Annotated in this window: 19 protein-coding genes; 13 read left to right on the top strand and 6 right to left on the bottom strand. The window is 45.3% G+C overall.

The features are described 5' to 3' along the window. Positions 1-6 precede the first annotated feature (6 nt). The 11 genes from rplR to rplQ all read left to right on the top strand — a co-directional run bounded on the left by rplR (position 7) and on the right by rplQ (position 5994). On the top strand, positions 7-360 hold the full coding sequence (gene rplR / locus F0231_RS13280; protein ID WP_171760206.1) for a 50S ribosomal protein L18: 354 nt from the start codon (positions 7-9) through the stop codon (positions 358-360). A gap of 14 nt (positions 361-374) precedes the next feature. Further along, positions 375-878, top strand: coding sequence for a 30S ribosomal protein S5 (gene rpsE, locus F0231_RS13275; protein ID WP_004745894.1), 504 nt, complete (start codon positions 375-377; stop codon positions 876-878). A 7-nt stretch (positions 879-885) separates the two neighbouring features. Then, positions 886-1062 carry a 50S ribosomal protein L30 gene (gene rpmD / locus F0231_RS13270; RefSeq protein ID WP_006963207.1) on the top strand — a complete coding sequence of 59 codons (177 nt, stop codon included), beginning with the start codon at positions 886-888 and terminating at the stop codon, positions 1060-1062. Between the two features lie 5 nt (positions 1063-1067). Next, the gene (gene rplO / locus F0231_RS13265; RefSeq protein WP_171760205.1) at positions 1068-1502 is read left to right on the top strand and encodes a 50S ribosomal protein L15; all 435 of its coding nucleotides are present in this window, start codon (positions 1068-1070) and stop codon (positions 1500-1502) included. Between the two features lie 20 nt (positions 1503-1522). Next, the gene (gene secY, locus F0231_RS13260) at positions 1523-2857 is read left to right on the top strand and encodes a preprotein translocase subunit SecY (RefSeq protein WP_004410423.1); all 1335 of its coding nucleotides are present in this window, start codon (positions 1523-1525) and stop codon (positions 2855-2857) included. 39 nt (positions 2858-2896) lie between these two features. Then, positions 2897-3010, top strand: a complete 114-nt coding sequence (rpmJ, locus tag F0231_RS13255; RefSeq protein WP_000868186.1) for a 50S ribosomal protein L36 — start codon at positions 2897-2899, stop codon at positions 3008-3010. Positions 3011-3158: 148 nt separating this feature from the next. Further along, complete coding sequence (gene rpsM / locus F0231_RS13250) at positions 3159-3515, top strand: 30S ribosomal protein S13 (RefSeq protein WP_164647230.1); 357 nt, start codon at positions 3159-3161, stop codon at positions 3513-3515. Between the two features lie 18 nt (positions 3516-3533). Continuing rightward, a complete protein-coding gene (gene rpsK / locus F0231_RS13245; protein ID WP_001118870.1) occupies positions 3534-3923 on the top strand; it encodes a 30S ribosomal protein S11 in 390 nt (129 codons plus the stop codon). A gap of 27 nt (positions 3924-3950) precedes the next feature. Then, positions 3951-4571: a 30S ribosomal protein S4 gene (rpsD, locus tag F0231_RS13240; protein ID WP_006878395.1), complete on the top strand. Its 621-nt coding sequence runs from the start codon at positions 3951-3953 to the stop codon at positions 4569-4571. Positions 4572-4595: 24 nt separating this feature from the next. Next, the gene (rpoA, locus tag F0231_RS13235) at positions 4596-5588 is read left to right on the top strand and encodes a DNA-directed RNA polymerase subunit alpha (RefSeq protein WP_126575282.1); all 993 of its coding nucleotides are present in this window, start codon (positions 4596-4598) and stop codon (positions 5586-5588) included. Between the two features lie 25 nt (positions 5589-5613). Beyond that, positions 5614-5994, top strand: coding sequence for a 50S ribosomal protein L17 (gene rplQ, locus F0231_RS13230; RefSeq protein WP_004410405.1), 381 nt, complete (start codon positions 5614-5616; stop codon positions 5992-5994). A 132-nt stretch (positions 5995-6126) separates the two neighbouring features. Here the strand turns inward: rplQ and F0231_RS13225 are convergent, their stop codons facing one another. Further along, positions 6127-6630: a DUF2780 domain-containing protein gene (locus tag F0231_RS13225; RefSeq protein ID WP_171760204.1), complete on the bottom strand. Its 504-nt coding sequence runs from the start codon at positions 6628-6630 to the stop codon at positions 6127-6129. 147 nt (positions 6631-6777) lie between these two features. Further along, on the bottom strand, positions 6778-7398 hold the full coding sequence (locus F0231_RS13220; RefSeq protein WP_171760203.1) for an FKBP-type peptidyl-prolyl cis-trans isomerase: 621 nt from the start codon (positions 7396-7398) through the stop codon (positions 6778-6780). Between the two features lie 233 nt (positions 7399-7631). Here F0231_RS13220 and F0231_RS13215 point away from each other — a divergent pair, with 233 nt between their 5' ends. Next, positions 7632-8195: a LysM-like peptidoglycan-binding domain-containing protein gene (locus F0231_RS13215; protein ID WP_171760202.1), complete on the top strand. Its 564-nt coding sequence runs from the start codon at positions 7632-7634 to the stop codon at positions 8193-8195. Here F0231_RS13215 and F0231_RS13210 read toward each other — a convergent pair. The 4 genes from F0231_RS13210 to cpdB form a co-directional block, all read right to left on the bottom strand. Continuing rightward, on the bottom strand, positions 8141-9049 hold the full coding sequence (locus tag F0231_RS13210; protein ID WP_171760201.1) for an EamA family transporter: 909 nt from the start codon (positions 9047-9049) through the stop codon (positions 8141-8143). The genes F0231_RS13215 and F0231_RS13210 overlap by 55 nt on opposite strands. Position 9050: 1 nt before the next feature. Next, entirely contained in the window at positions 9051-9503 is a 453-nt protein-coding gene (locus F0231_RS13205; protein WP_171760200.1) for a GNAT family N-acetyltransferase, read from the bottom strand. 70 nt (positions 9504-9573) lie between these two features. Next, positions 9574-10137: a Crp/Fnr family transcriptional regulator gene (locus F0231_RS13200; protein WP_171760199.1), complete on the bottom strand. Its 564-nt coding sequence runs from the start codon at positions 10135-10137 to the stop codon at positions 9574-9576. Between the two features lie 121 nt (positions 10138-10258). After that, positions 10259-12238, bottom strand: coding sequence for a 2',3'-cyclic-nucleotide 2'-phosphodiesterase (gene cpdB / locus F0231_RS13195; protein ID WP_171760198.1), 1980 nt, complete (start codon positions 12236-12238; stop codon positions 10259-10261). 273 nt (positions 12239-12511) lie between these two features. On the opposite strand from cpdB, the gene cobA reads away from it, so the two are divergent. Continuing rightward, complete coding sequence (gene cobA / locus F0231_RS13190) at positions 12512-13381, top strand: uroporphyrinogen-III C-methyltransferase (RefSeq protein WP_171760197.1); 870 nt, start codon at positions 12512-12514, stop codon at positions 13379-13381. The last annotated feature ends 2 nt before the right edge of the window (positions 13382-13383 follow it).

Here is a 13383-nt window from a genome sequence, read left to right as displayed (position 1 = left end):
AACACTATGGATAAGAAAGCATCTCGCATCCGTCGTGCTACACGTGCACGTCGTAAGATTGCAGAACTGGGTGCAACTCGCCTAGTAGTACACCGTACTCCTCGTCACGTGTACGCACAGGTGATTGCAGCTAACGGCTCTGAGGTTATCGCAGCAGCTTCTACTGTAGAAAAAGCGATCCGTGAGCAAGTTAAGAACACTGGTAACGTTGATGCAGCTAAAGCAGTAGGTAAAGCTATTGCTGAGCGCGCTCTTGAAAAAGGCGTAGAAGCAGTTGCATTTGATCGTTCTGGTTTCCAATACCACGGTCGAGTAGCGGCGCTAGCAGAATCTGCTCGCGAAGCTGGTCTGAAATTCTAAGGTAGGGTTGGAAGATGGCTAAAGAACAACAAGTTCAAGCGAATGATTTGCAAGAAAAGCTAATCGCAGTTAACCGCGTTTCTAAAACGGTTAAAGGCGGTCGAATCATGAGCTTCACTGCACTAACAGTAGTTGGTGACGGTAACGGTCGCGTAGGTTTCGGTTACGGCAAAGCTCGTGAAGTACCTGCAGCGATTCAAAAAGCAATGGAAAAAGCACGTCGTAACATGACTACGATCGCGCTAAACGAAGGCACTCTTCACCACCCAGTGAAAGGTCGCCATTCGGGCTCTAAAGTTTACATGCAGCCTGCTGCAGAAGGTACTGGTGTTATCGCTGGCGGTGCTATGCGTGCAGTACTAGAAGTTGCTGGTGTACACAACGTACTATCTAAAGCATACGGTTCTACGAACCCTATCAACATCGTTCGTGCAACGATCGATGCACTAGGTAGCATGAAGTCACCAGAAATGGTTGCTGCTAAACGTGGTCTAACTGTTGAATCTATTTCGGAGTAAGAACACCATGGCAACTATTAAAGTAACTCAAACTAAAAGCTCAATTGGTCGTCTACCTAAGCACAAAGCGTGTCTTAAAGGTCTAGGCCTTCGTAAAATCAACCACACTGTAGAACTTGAAGATACTCCGTGCGTGCGCGGTATGATCAACAAAGTTTTCTACATGGTTAAAGTTGAGGAGTAATCAGAATGCGTTTGAATACTCTATCACCAGCTGCTGGTGCTAAGACTACTGCTAAGCGTGTAGGTCGTGGTATCGGTTCTGGCCTAGGTAAAACTGGTGGCCGTGGCCACAAAGGTCAAAAGTCACGTTCTGGCGGTTCAGTTCGTCCAGGTTTTGAAGGCGGTCAGATGCCTCTAAAACAACGTCTACCAAAATTCGGTTTCACTTCTCGTAAGAGCCTAGTGTCTGCTGAAGTTCGTCTAGGTGAACTAGCGAAAGTAACTGGTGACGTAGTAGATCTAAACAGCCTTAAAGCTGCTAACGTTATCACTAAGAACATCGAATTCGTAAAAGTTGTTCTATCTGGTGAAATTAACAAAGCAGTGACTGTTAAAGGTCTACGTGTGACTAAAGGCGCTAAAGCTGCAATCGAAGCTGCAGGCGGTAAAATCGAGGAATAATCTCGAGGAACGAGGTACAGATGGCTAAGAAACCAGGACAAGATTTTCGTAGTGCTCAGAGCGGCTTAAGTGAACTAAAGTCGCGCTTATTATTCGTAATTGGTGCACTTTTAGTATTCCGAGCAGGCTCTTTTGTGCCGATCCCTGGTATTGACGCTGCTGTACTTGCCGATTTGTTCGAACAGCAAAAAGGTACCATCGTTGAAATGTTTAACATGTTCTCCGGTGGTGCTCTTGAGCGTGCATCTATATTAGCGTTGGGCATCATGCCGTATATTTCGGCATCTATTGTTGTCCAACTGCTAACTGTAGTTCATCCAGCGTTAGCTGAACTCAAAAAAGAGGGTGAAGCAGGCCGTCGTAAGATCAGCCAATATACACGCTACGGCACGCTTGTACTTGCAACATTCCAGGCAATTGGTATCGCAACAGGCCTACCAAACATGGTCGATAATCTGGTTGTTATCAACCAAACCATGTTTACGCTAATTGCGACAGTAAGTTTAGTAACCGGCACCATGTTCCTAATGTGGTTAGGTGAACAAATTACAGAGCGTGGAATTGGTAACGGTATTTCGTTACTTATCTTTGCAGGTATTGTTGCTGGATTGCCTTCTGCAATCGGTCAAACAATCGAGCAAGCGCGTCAAGGTGAATTGCATGTACTTCTTCTGTTGTTGATTGCTGTACTTGCTTTTGCAGTTATCTACTTCGTTGTTTTCATGGAGCGTGGTCAACGTCGAATCGTTGTAAACTACGCGAAGCGTCAACAAGGTCGTAAGGTATTTGCTGCGCAAAGCACTCACTTGCCACTTAAGATTAATATGGCAGGTGTAATTCCAGCAATCTTTGCATCAAGTATTATCCTGTTCCCAGGAACACTGGCTCAGTGGTTTGGTCAGAATGGTGAGAGCAGCGCGTTCGGTTGGTTAACTGACGTGTCATTGGCTCTTAGCCCAGGTCAACCTCTGTATGTAATGCTTTATGCTGCAGCGATTATTTTCTTCTGTTTCTTCTACACGGCGTTGGTATTCAACCCGCGTGAAACAGCGGATAACTTGAAGAAGTCCGGTGCATTCGTACCCGGCATCCGCCCAGGTGAACAGACAGCTAAGTACATTGATAAAGTAATGACGCGTTTAACCCTAGCTGGTGCGTTATACATTACATTTATCTGTCTGATTCCAGAGTTTATGATGGTCGCGTGGAACGTACGTTTCTACTTCGGCGGTACATCACTACTAATCGTAGTTGTTGTTATCATGGACTTTATGGCACAGGTACAGACTCATCTGATGTCTCAACAGTATGATTCTGTGTTGAAGAAAGCAAATCTGAAAGGCTATGGCCGTTAATTCGGCGGTAGACTCAGATTTCATTTACGGAGTTTAGCAATGAAAGTTCGTGCTTCCGTTAAAAAAATCTGCCGTAACTGTAAAGTTATCAAGCGTAACGGTGTCGTTCGCGTGATTTGCAGTGAGCCAAAGCACAAGCAGCGCCAAGGCTAATTAGCAGAAATTTTTACTTGAAATACAAGGTAGTGTCGAGTATATTGCTCGACCTACCTTTTGCGTGCAAAAGAAGTAGTATCCCACAGCGTATCCATCACGGGCTTTGCTGTGGTTAATTCTTTTATGAAACACTTAGGAGTGAATAATGGCCCGTATAGCAGGCATTAACATTCCTGATCAAAAACATGCTGTAATCGCACTAACTGCGATCTACGGTATCGGTAAAACTCGCTCTCAAGCTATCCTAGCTGAAGTGGGTATTGCTGAAGATGTTAAGATCAGTGAACTATCTGATGAGCAGATCGATCAACTGCGTGATGGTGTAGCTAAATACACTGTAGAAGGTGATCTACGTCGTGAAGTATCAATGAACATCAAGCGTCTTATGGACCTTGGCTGTTACCGTGGTCTTCGTCATCGTCGCAGTCTACCACTACGTGGACAGCGTACTAAAACCAACGCTCGCACCCGTAAGGGTCCGCGTAAGCCGATCAAGAAATAATCGGGAAGGTAGAGTACAATGGCTAAACAACCAACTCGCGCGCGTAAACGCGTTCGCAAACAAGTTGCAGACGGTGTTGCGCACATCCATGCTTCTTTCAATAACACAATCGTAACTATTACTGACCGTCAAGGTAATGCTCTAGCATGGGCTACTGCAGGTGGTTCAGGTTTCCGCGGTTCTCGTAAGTCTACTCCGTTCGCAGCACAGGTTGCAGCTGAGCGTTGTGCTGAAATGGCTAAAGAATACGGCCTAAAGAACTTGGAAGTTATGGTTAAGGGTCCAGGTCCAGGTCGTGAATCTACTGTTCGCGCACTGAACGCTGCTGGTTTCCGCATCACAAACATTGTTGATGCTACACCAATCCCTCATAACGGTTGTCGTCCACCTAAGAAACGTCGCGTATAACGTTTTTTAGATTACTGGAGAAAGATCATGGCAAGATATTTGGGTCCTAAGCTGAAGCTTAGCCGTCGCGAAGGTACTGACTTATTCCTTAAGTCTGGTGTACGCGCGATCGATACCAAGTGTAAAATTGATAACGCACCAGGTGTACACGGCGCTCGTCGCGGTCGTCTATCTGAGTATGGCGTTCAGCTTCGTGAGAAGCAAAAAGTTCGTCGTATGTACGGCGTTCTAGAAAAACAATTCCGTAACTACTACAAAGAAGCTGCACGTCTTAAAGGCAACACAGGTGAAAACCTGCTTCAGCTTCTTGAAGGTCGTCTTGATAACGTAGTTTACCGCATGGGCTTTGGCGCAACTCGCGCAGAAGCACGTCAGCTAGTTAGCCACAAAGCTATCCTAGTTAACGGTAAAGTTGTAAACATTCCTTCTTTCAAAGTTGCGGCTAATGACGTTGTTTCTATCCGCGAGAAAGCTAAACAGCAATCTCGTATTAAAGCGGCTCTAGAAGTTGCTGAACAACGTGAAAAACCAACTTGGATTGAAGTAGATGGCGGTAAGATGGAAGGTACGTTCAAGCGTCTGCCTGAGCGTTCAGATCTATCTGCTGATATCAACGAACAATTGATCGTCGAGCTTTACTCTAAGTAAGGTTTAAATTAAAGAGAGGACACAATGCAGGGTTCTGTAACAGAATTTCTTAAGCCACGTCTTGTTGACATCGAACAAGTTAGCACGACTCACGCAAAAGTAACTCTTGAGCCATTAGAGCGTGGTTTCGGCCATACTCTTGGTAATGCACTTCGCCGTATTCTTCTATCTTCTATGCCAGGTTGTGCTGTAACAGAAGTAGAAATTGAAGGCGTACTTCATGAGTACAGCACTAAAGAAGGCGTTCAAGAAGATATTCTTGAAATCCTACTTAACCTTAAAGGTCTAGCTGTGCGCGTTGCCGAAGGCAAAGATGAAGTGTTCATTACTTTGAACAAATCAGGCTCGGGCCCTGTGGTTGCAGGTGACATCACCCATGATGGTGATGTAGAGATCGCTAACCCAGAACACGTTATTTGTCACCTAACGGATGACAACGCTGAGATCGCTATGCGTATCAAAGTTGAACGTGGTCGCGGTTATGTTCCAGCTTCGGCTCGTATCCATACTGAAGAAGATGAGCGTCCAATTGGCCGCCTACTGGTTGACGCTACGTACAGCCCAGTAGACAAGATTGCTTACTCTGTAGATGCAGCTCGTGTAGAGCAGCGTACAGACTTAGACAAGCTTGTTATCGACATGGAAACGAACGGTACTCTAGACCCTGAGGAAGCTATCCGTCGCGCAGCTACTATCCTAGCTGAGCAATTGGATGCGTTCGTAGATCTTCGTGATGTACGTGTACCTGAGGAGAAGGAAGAGAAGCCAGAATTCGATCCGATCCTACTGCGTCCTGTAGACGATCTTGAACTAACAGTTCGCTCTGCTAACTGTCTGAAAGCAGAAGCGATTCACTACATCGGTGATCTTGTACAGCGTACTGAGGTTGAGCTACTTAAAACGCCTAACCTTGGTAAAAAATCTCTTACTGAGATTAAAGACGTACTTGCATCACGTGGTCTGTCTCTAGGTATGCGCCTAGAAAACTGGCCACCAGCGTCTATCGCTGAAGATTAATCGATAAAGTTAGAAGGATTAGGTCATGCGCCATCGTAAGAGTGGTCGTCAACTCAACCGCAATAGCTCACATCGTAAAGCGATGTTTAGCAACATGGCTAGCTCTCTAGTACGTCATGAAGTTATCAAGACTACACTGCCAAAAGCAAAAGAGCTACGTCGCGTAGTTGAGCCTTTGATTACACTAGCTAAGACTGACAGCGTTGCTAACCGTCGTCTAGCATTTGCACGTACTCGTGACAACGAAGTAGTTGCAAAACTATTTAACGAACTAGGTCCACGTTTTGCTGCTCGTCAGGGCGGTTACACACGTATCCTAAAAGCTGGTTTCCGTACTGGTGATAAAGCTCCAATGGCTTACATTGAGCTTGTAGATCGCCCAGCTGCTGAAGAAGCTGCTGAGTAATCAGGTTCGTAAAGAACGAAAAAGCCGAGCATTAGCTCGGCTTTTTTGTATCTGAAATTCATTGAATCTAATTTTCTCTACGCGTAAAAAAGGCCAACTATTTGCTGACCTCTCTAAACAACGCATTCTACATTATTGCCAAATCGTCGATAGGGCTTGAGTTAAGCCGCTGCTTGCACCTTGTGTTTGCAGCGCACTGATAACCAGTGGTGCAAATGTTGAAACAAGCGCTGGATCCATACCAAGTGCTGAGAACGCACTATCTACAGCTCCGCTATTCGTAATCAATGATGATAGACCGCTACTTTGTAGAACGTCGTAACCTGGAATTAAACCACCCAGTTCTTGGTTTTGAGTTGAGCCTAAAGAGTTTTGCGCAAGAGCAAGCAGAGAGCCTACGCCACCAACCGCTTGGTCGGATGTGACGTTTGTCGCTTGCTGAATTTGGCCAGCTAAATCTGTATTCGCTGCACCTTGTTGGCTCCATGCTTGAATAGCTCCCGTCAACGCAGCTCCAGCCAGTGCGTTGTAGTTACTGTTGTTTGATTCAGAAGTTGTTTGTGACTGTTCACCAGTACTTTGGCAACCAACCAGTGCAAAAGTTAATGCAGCAGTGAGAACGACGCGTTTATTCATATCATTTCCTTATAATTCGTTTAACGTCATTCTGTATCTTATACCTAACCTACCCTAAATTGCTATTGGCAGTGTAACATCAGTACATAAAAAAACGGCAACACCTAAGTGCTGCCGTTCTTATAATCGTTAACCTCTAAGTAGAGATTAAAGGATATCTAGTAGCTCTACTTCGAATACTAGAGCAGCAAATGGAGGGATTGCTGCACCTGCGCCACGCTCACCGTAAGCTAGGTCTTGTGGGATGTATAGCTTCCACTTAGAACCAACAGGCATTAGTTGAAGTGCTTCAACCCAACCTTTGATTACGCCAGTTACAGGGAACTCAGCAGGTTGACCACGAGATACAGAGCTGTCGAATACAGTGCCGTCAGTTAGTTCGCCGTGGTAGTGAACACGTACTTGCTTGTCAGAAGTTGGGATTTCACCAGTACCTTCAGTGATGATTTCGTACTGTAGGCCAGACTCTAGAACTGTTACTTCTGAACGTAGAGCGTTGTCTTTTAGGAAAGCTTCGCCGTCAGCTGCTGCTGCTTTTGCTGCTTCTTGACGAGCTGCTTCTACGCGAGTGTGTAGCTCTTGTAGTGCGTTGTTGATTTCGTCTACTTCGATAGCTGGCTGTTCACCAACTAGTGCTGTTGCAATACCTGCAGCGATAGCGTCAACGTTTAGACCTTCAAGACCAGAACCAGCTAGCTGCTGACCCATTTGTAGACCGATACCGTAGCTTGCTTTCTGCTCTACAGTCTCAAATTTAACTTCAGACATGGTGTCTCTCTTTGTATGGTGTATAAAGGGTAAAGGATACCAGTAATAGCCTTGTGATGAAACGCCAGTAACTCGATACTCTTTTCCGCATAACAATGTGGGATTCAGATCGACTTTCGGCAAGCAGAGTGTCAATTTTTGCGCTTTGATGTCGTTGCGATGCGAAAATCTCTATACTCAAGGCATCGGGTTTTTTTATACTGGCAGTAAGACCCGTTAGGAGGCTAAGTGCGATGAATCGCAGAAAGAAAAAGAAACAGCAAGTTGATCATTTAGAACAATTAAAAGCGAAGTTAGCGGGGATTGATTGGAAAGATCTTAAGCAGCGCGCTTTAGCAAAGTGGAATCTTTTGCCAAGACTGCATCAACGCGCATTGATGGTCTTAGTTCCAGCGCTGTTTATTCTGTTGATAATGCCTTTACCTGAGCCGAATACGGAGCCAGAAACTTCAACGCCAACACAGCGAGTGCAGATCGATATTAATACGCGCAGTCTGAGTGAAGAAAGAAGCACCGCACAACAATCTTTAACCTCTGATGCTTGGAAGGAGTATCAGGTTAAAAGCGGAGATACGCTTGCTCAAGTTTTCCGTAACAACGGGTTATCGATGTCAGACCTTAATGCACTGGTGAAAGTGGAAGGCTCTGATAAGCCACTCAGCCGAATCAAGCAAGGGCAGCTTGTCCGTTTTAAACTAGAAGAGAGTGGCCAGCTCGATATCTTACAGTTAGAAAAAAGCAATCAATCGGTGATGTTCTTCCGACTTTCTGACGGTGGATTTGGTCGAAGTAAGTAATTACTTACCTTTCCTCTTGCAACACGCTTCCACGGCATTAGGGGTAACACAATCAGAGTTATTCCCAGTGCCGTTAACCAATCTGGCATCTCGTTAAACCACACTACCCCGAATAGTGCCACGAACACTAATCCAGAGTTTTCCGCAACCGCGATGTTATTTGCTGACGCTTTTTGGTATGCCTTTACTGCTAAGCCATTGTAGATAAGAATTAATGCTGCGCTTGCCAGAATTAGCGTAATCGCGTCTCCTGTTATGGGCTTCCAATAGACATAAGCTAGGACTCCTGACAGCGGGAGAGAAAGTAGCGATGTCCAAAAGAGTGTGCTCACGACATTTTGCTGAGTAGGCAGTTTGCGCGCCGTGATGTTAAACAAGGCTAGGGTTACTGCTGTACCTAAAGCAAAGATTGCGGCCCAATGAAACTCTGAGGGTCTGAGTACGACCATGACTCCGATAAACCCGACTGAGGTTGCTGCGATTCTCTGCACGCTAGGCTTTTCCCTCAATAGTAAAGCAGAAAGCGGTAGCATGAGTAATGGAGCGGCATAGAAGACTGCATTGGCTGTCGCAAGAGTTAAATGAGTGATGGCGACGACCATACAGCCACTGCCGATGATAATCAGGTGTGCTCTCAACGTATTGAGTGGCCAGTTGTGGAGACGTTTTTTTTCCGAGCTCTGTCGCCACCAAAGTGGGAAGATAACAAGCGTTGATAAGAATTGGCGCAGAAATATGTATTGGTACGGCGACACTTCACCATCAAGGAGCTTTACAGCCACATCTGAGAGTGCAGCTGTAAAATTACCGATAATGAGCAGAAGAATTGCAGAGTATGTCGCCGAACGAATCACGCTACTTTTCCAGCTTCATATCGATATGAGGAATATCGTCTTCTAAATACATCTCTGAAGTTTGAATAAAACCATGTTGCCCATAGAAACTTGCAAGATGTTCCTGGGCGCCGATTTCGATACTCTCCCCAGGCCAGAGTGACTCGCATTCTTTTAATGCTTGTATGAGTAGCTGATGGCCAAGGCCGCCGCCTCGTTTATTTTCCATCGTGGCGACACGTCCAATGCTTACCGAAGAGTAGCTTAACCCTTTGGGAAGTAATCGTGCACATGCGACTAACTCTTTCCCTTGGTAACCTAAAAGGTGATGAACTCCACTTTGGTGATCCTTATCGTCCAATTCTGGGTAAGGGCAGGTTTGCTCTACAACAAAGACATCAACACGCAGTTTAAGCAGTTGATAAAGTTGTGTGGTATCTAATTGAGAAAATGGAATAAGTTGCCAATCAGTCATGCTAGTTTCGCGTTCATTTAAGTCATAGAGCGAATGTAGCAATTCAATCTTGAATCGACATTAACAAATGTTAACTCTGGCTGCGTTTTTTAATCCTGCTCAAACTGATCGCCGTGATGCCAAGATAGGCGGCAATTTGATAGTCGTTGAGTCGCTCAAGAAGCTCTGGGTAGTGTTGGCAGAATAGCTCATAGCGCTCCTCTGGGCTGTAGAGCAGCATGAAACGTTCTTTGTTCTCTTTATACATTAGCTGAGTCTCAAGCAGCTTGAGGTAAATACTGTGCTTCTCTTCCCGCCAGTCGCGAAGTGTCTCGGTGGGCAGGGACAAAATCGAGCACGGGGTTAGAGACTCAAGCAAATAAGGCGATGGCTGTTGTTTGATCAAACTTTCAAAGCCAATAATCCAATCGTGTTCCCAGTAGAATTCTTTGCTGAACTCTTTGCCTTTTTCGGTCAGATACGATGAATGGCAAATGCCTTCAAGTAAGAAATAGATCTCTGAAGCTACTTCACCTTGCTGAAGCAAGATATGACGGGTTGGCAGTTCAATGAAGCGAGCTGAAGCCTCCAGTTGCTCAATCTCTTGGTGAGTAAAGCCATTGCTGGTTAATTGTTGTTGGAACGCATCAGACATTGATCTATTTCTTTATTGAGTGAGATTAGTCAAAGTGTACCGTCAATCTCCAAAAACGAAAATGCCGCAATCGAAATTGCGGCATGGTTTAGAGTGAAGCTATTTCTAATAGAAGAATAAATTACTTCTGAAGGTCGATACGGTAAACGCCGAAGCCAACATCGTCTGTTGCAACACGTTCCATTGGGTACTGACCTTTCTCTTCAATGAACTTCGCAGCTTTCTCACTTGGTGAAGTTTCAAAACGGATGTCTAGCTTCTTATCCGATTTGATTGGTGCGAATGTCCAGTTGTTATCCGCGCTTGGTGTTACTTCACCTTTCTCTTTGCTCACGCGAGAGATGTAAGCAGCGATAACTGAACGGTTTTCATCTGGAGAATCAAACGCGACGAAGTCAGAACCTGTACCAGGGAACTTATTGCTGTATGCACGGTAGTTGTTCGTTGCAATAATGAAGTCTTGCTTCATATCGATTGGCTTACCTTGGTAAGTTAGACCAACAATACGCTCAGCGCCTTCGTTGATAACTTTACAGTTGCCATCATACTTCGCTGGTTGAGTGACGTCGATTTGGTAGTTAACACCATCGATAACATCGAAGTTGTAAGTACGGAAACCATCCCAATCAATCAGTTGTTGTGGTGCAGTGCTGTTTACATCGATCTGTTGGAATTGACCAGCAGTACACTCTAACCACTCTTTCACTTCTTTACCGGTTACCTTCATCGCAACAAGTGTGTTCGGGTATAGGTAAAGGTCCGCTGCGTTACGGAATGTTAGCTGACCAGACTCCACTTCAGTAAAGTTTGCTGGGTCATTCTTACGACCGCCTGCTTTAAATGGCGCTGCTGCTGAAAGAACAGGGATATCGGCTAGGTCTGGGTCACCTTGGATAAAGCGCTCTACGTAATCTTTTTGAGCAAGGTTAACAATCTGTACCGTTGGATCGTCTTGTACTAGTGCTAGGAAGCTGTACATCACGTCGTTAGCTTTACCGATAGGTTGGTTAACGAAGTCACGTGTGCCTTTGTGGTCAGCTTCTAGTGCCTTAACGATACCAGCGTCAGCCTCTGCTAGAGACTTCTTCTCTTCCTTGCTGTAAATCGGACGAGCTTCAGATTGACCATTTTCTACTTCCCACTTGCCATCTTTCTGAACCAGAGTGAGATCCATAATACCTACATGGCTGCCCCAACGGCCTGGCATGACAGCGGCAACACCATTGATGGTGCCATTCTCATTGTCGATGCCTTGCATGTTGTCAAAGCCCTTACCTGGGAAGACTGCGTGTGAGTGACCAAATGCGATCGCATCGATGCCTTCAACTTCAGATAGGTAGTAAGTTGAGTTCTCTTCACCTTGTTTGTACGGGTCCATTGAAACGCCAGAGTGTGGGATAGCAACGATCACTTCCGCACCTTCAGCTTTCATTTGAGGAACCAACTCTTCCGCAGACTCTTTGATATCTTTAGCGAATACTTTGCCTTCTAGGTTCTTCTTATCCCAAATCATGATTTGAGGTGGAACAAAACCGATGTAACCCACTTTTACTTCGTGTTCTACACCAGCCGTGTCTTTAAACGTGTGAGTCTTAATGATGTATGGCTTGAAGTAGTGTTCACCCGTCTCTGCATCAAATACGTTCGCGCTGATGTAAGGGAAGTTCGCATCATTGATTGACTCAGCTAGGAACTCTAGGCCGTAGTTGAATTCGTGGTTACCAATGTTACCTGCATCGTATTCCAGTTGGTTCATTGCTTTGTACGCTGGGTGAACTTCACCAGCTTTGATGCCTTTGTCTGCCATGTAGTCACCCATAGGGCTACCTTGCAGTAAGTCACCGTTATCAACAAGTACGCTGTTGGTTACTTCAGCTTGCGCCTCTTTTACCAGTGTTGCTGTACGAGCAAGGCCGATTTTTTGGCTTGGCTTATCTTTGTAGTAATCGTAGTCCATAAGGTTTGTATGGATGTCGGTTGTTTCAACAACACGTAAGTGGATTACTTCGTCAGTATCTGGAGTAGTTGTACAGCCAGATAGAGTCGCAAGGCCAAGGCCAGCCATTACTGCGATTGATAAAGGTTTCATTACCGATTTCATGGAAAACTCCAATTGGGATGGAAGAGATTTGTTGCGTAATGTAACAAACTAGTGTGCAAACTAATTTGTTTGTAGCTCGAAATTGTGAACTATTCCGAATTTAGTACCGGAAAATTGGAGGAAGTATAAGAATTTAGAATCTATCTGGCAAATGGCATGCTGTTTGGCAAATGTTACTTATCAGATTAAGTAATAAAAAATGAAATTTTAGAATTTCAGGTAATATAACTTGAGCGCCATAATGCCAATCAGAGATATGGAAAGGGTGACATTATGGCGAGCAAGGATACGATTTCTCAATTCCCATTGAGTAGTCAGCACGCACAGCGCAGCAATCAAACCAACCTAAACAGTTTAGGTCACAGTCAAATTGTACCAGGTGAAGTTGCCTTAGTTGGCTCGGGGCCTGGTGATGTTGAACTGCTGACGCTGAAAGCGATTCGATTTCTTCAGCAAGCGGACGTGGTTTTATACGACTACCTCGTATCTGATGAAATTATGGCGCTAGTACCAAGTGACACCATTCTTGTTTGTGTAGGTAAACGTGCCGGTCACCACAGCGTGCCTCAAGAGAAAACCAATCAACTATTGGTCGATTTTGCACTGCAAGGCCATCGCGTTGTCCGTATTAAAGGCGGCGATCCATTTATCTTTGGTCGTGGCGGAGAAGAGCTAGAAGTACTTGCCGATGCAGGGATCTCTTTTCAGGTTGTGCCAGGTATTACTGCAGCTGCAGGGGCGACAGCTTATGCGGGCATCCCACTTACGCACCGTGATTACGCACAATCAGCCATGTTTATCACCGGCCACCTAAAAGCTGAAAGTGACCAAATGGATTGGTCTACGCTGGCACGTGGTAATCAAACCTTAGTTATCTATATGGGCTTAATGAAGTCCGAATATATCCAAAGTCAGCTGATTGAGCATGGTCGCCAGTCAGACACTCCAATTGCCATTGTTGAACGTGGCACACAACAAACCCAGAAAGTTTTTAAAGGTCAGCTTGCAGAGCTCTCTGACCTTGCGAAAGACGCTCAATCACCATCGCTTATAATTATTGGAGAAGTGGTGAATTTGTCAGACAAGCTTGCGTGGTTTACGCCACACACTCAGTCGTCTAGCGATCAGCGTCAATCAGCTTAACG

The organism is Vibrio sp. RE86, assembly GCF_013114545.1.
Classification (GTDB): Bacteria; Pseudomonadota; Gammaproteobacteria; order Enterobacterales; family Vibrionaceae; genus Vibrio.
The sequence above is the reverse complement of the archived record's forward strand: the minus strand, read 5'-3'. Positions and strand labels throughout refer to the sequence as shown.

What these genes read in the sequence shown, in the direction of transcription:
- rplR (WP_171760206.1), top strand. Translation starts at nt 7, where the DNA reads ATGGATAAGAAAGCATCTCGCATCCGTCGTGCTACACGTGCACGTCGT.
- rpsE (WP_004745894.1), top strand. Translation starts at nt 375, where the DNA reads ATGGCTAAAGAACAACAAGTTCAAGCGAATGATTTGCAAGAAAAGCTA.
- rpmD (WP_006963207.1), top strand. Translation starts at nt 886, where the DNA reads ATGGCAACTATTAAAGTAACTCAAACTAAAAGCTCAATTGGTCGTCTA.
- rplO (WP_171760205.1), top strand. Translation starts at nt 1,068, where the DNA reads ATGCGTTTGAATACTCTATCACCAGCTGCTGGTGCTAAGACTACTGCT.
- secY (WP_004410423.1), top strand. Translation starts at nt 1,523, where the DNA reads ATGGCTAAGAAACCAGGACAAGATTTTCGTAGTGCTCAGAGCGGCTTA.
- rpmJ (WP_000868186.1), top strand. Translation starts at nt 2,897, where the DNA reads ATGAAAGTTCGTGCTTCCGTTAAAAAAATCTGCCGTAACTGTAAAGTT.
- rpsM (WP_164647230.1), top strand. Translation starts at nt 3,159, where the DNA reads ATGGCCCGTATAGCAGGCATTAACATTCCTGATCAAAAACATGCTGTA.
- rpsK (WP_001118870.1), top strand. Translation starts at nt 3,534, where the DNA reads ATGGCTAAACAACCAACTCGCGCGCGTAAACGCGTTCGCAAACAAGTT.
- rpsD (WP_006878395.1), top strand. Translation starts at nt 3,951, where the DNA reads ATGGCAAGATATTTGGGTCCTAAGCTGAAGCTTAGCCGTCGCGAAGGT.
- rpoA (WP_126575282.1), top strand. Translation starts at nt 4,596, where the DNA reads ATGCAGGGTTCTGTAACAGAATTTCTTAAGCCACGTCTTGTTGACATC.
- rplQ (WP_004410405.1), top strand. Translation starts at nt 5,614, where the DNA reads ATGCGCCATCGTAAGAGTGGTCGTCAACTCAACCGCAATAGCTCACAT.
- F0231_RS13225 (WP_171760204.1), bottom strand. Translation starts at nt 6,630, where the DNA reads ATGAATAAACGCGTCGTTCTCACTGCTGCATTAACTTTTGCACTGGTT.
- F0231_RS13220 (WP_171760203.1), bottom strand. Translation starts at nt 7,398, where the DNA reads ATGTCTGAAGTTAAATTTGAGACTGTAGAGCAGAAAGCAAGCTACGGT.
- F0231_RS13215 (WP_171760202.1), top strand. Translation starts at nt 7,632, where the DNA reads ATGAATCGCAGAAAGAAAAAGAAACAGCAAGTTGATCATTTAGAACAA.
- F0231_RS13205 (WP_171760200.1), bottom strand. Translation starts at nt 9,503, where the DNA reads ATGACTGATTGGCAACTTATTCCATTTTCTCAATTAGATACCACACAA.
- F0231_RS13200 (WP_171760199.1), bottom strand. Translation starts at nt 10,137, where the DNA reads ATGTCTGATGCGTTCCAACAACAATTAACCAGCAATGGCTTTACTCAC.
- cpdB (WP_171760198.1), bottom strand. Translation starts at nt 12,238, where the DNA reads ATGAAATCGGTAATGAAACCTTTATCAATCGCAGTAATGGCTGGCCTT.
- cobA (WP_171760197.1), top strand. Translation starts at nt 12,512, where the DNA reads ATGGCGAGCAAGGATACGATTTCTCAATTCCCATTGAGTAGTCAGCAC.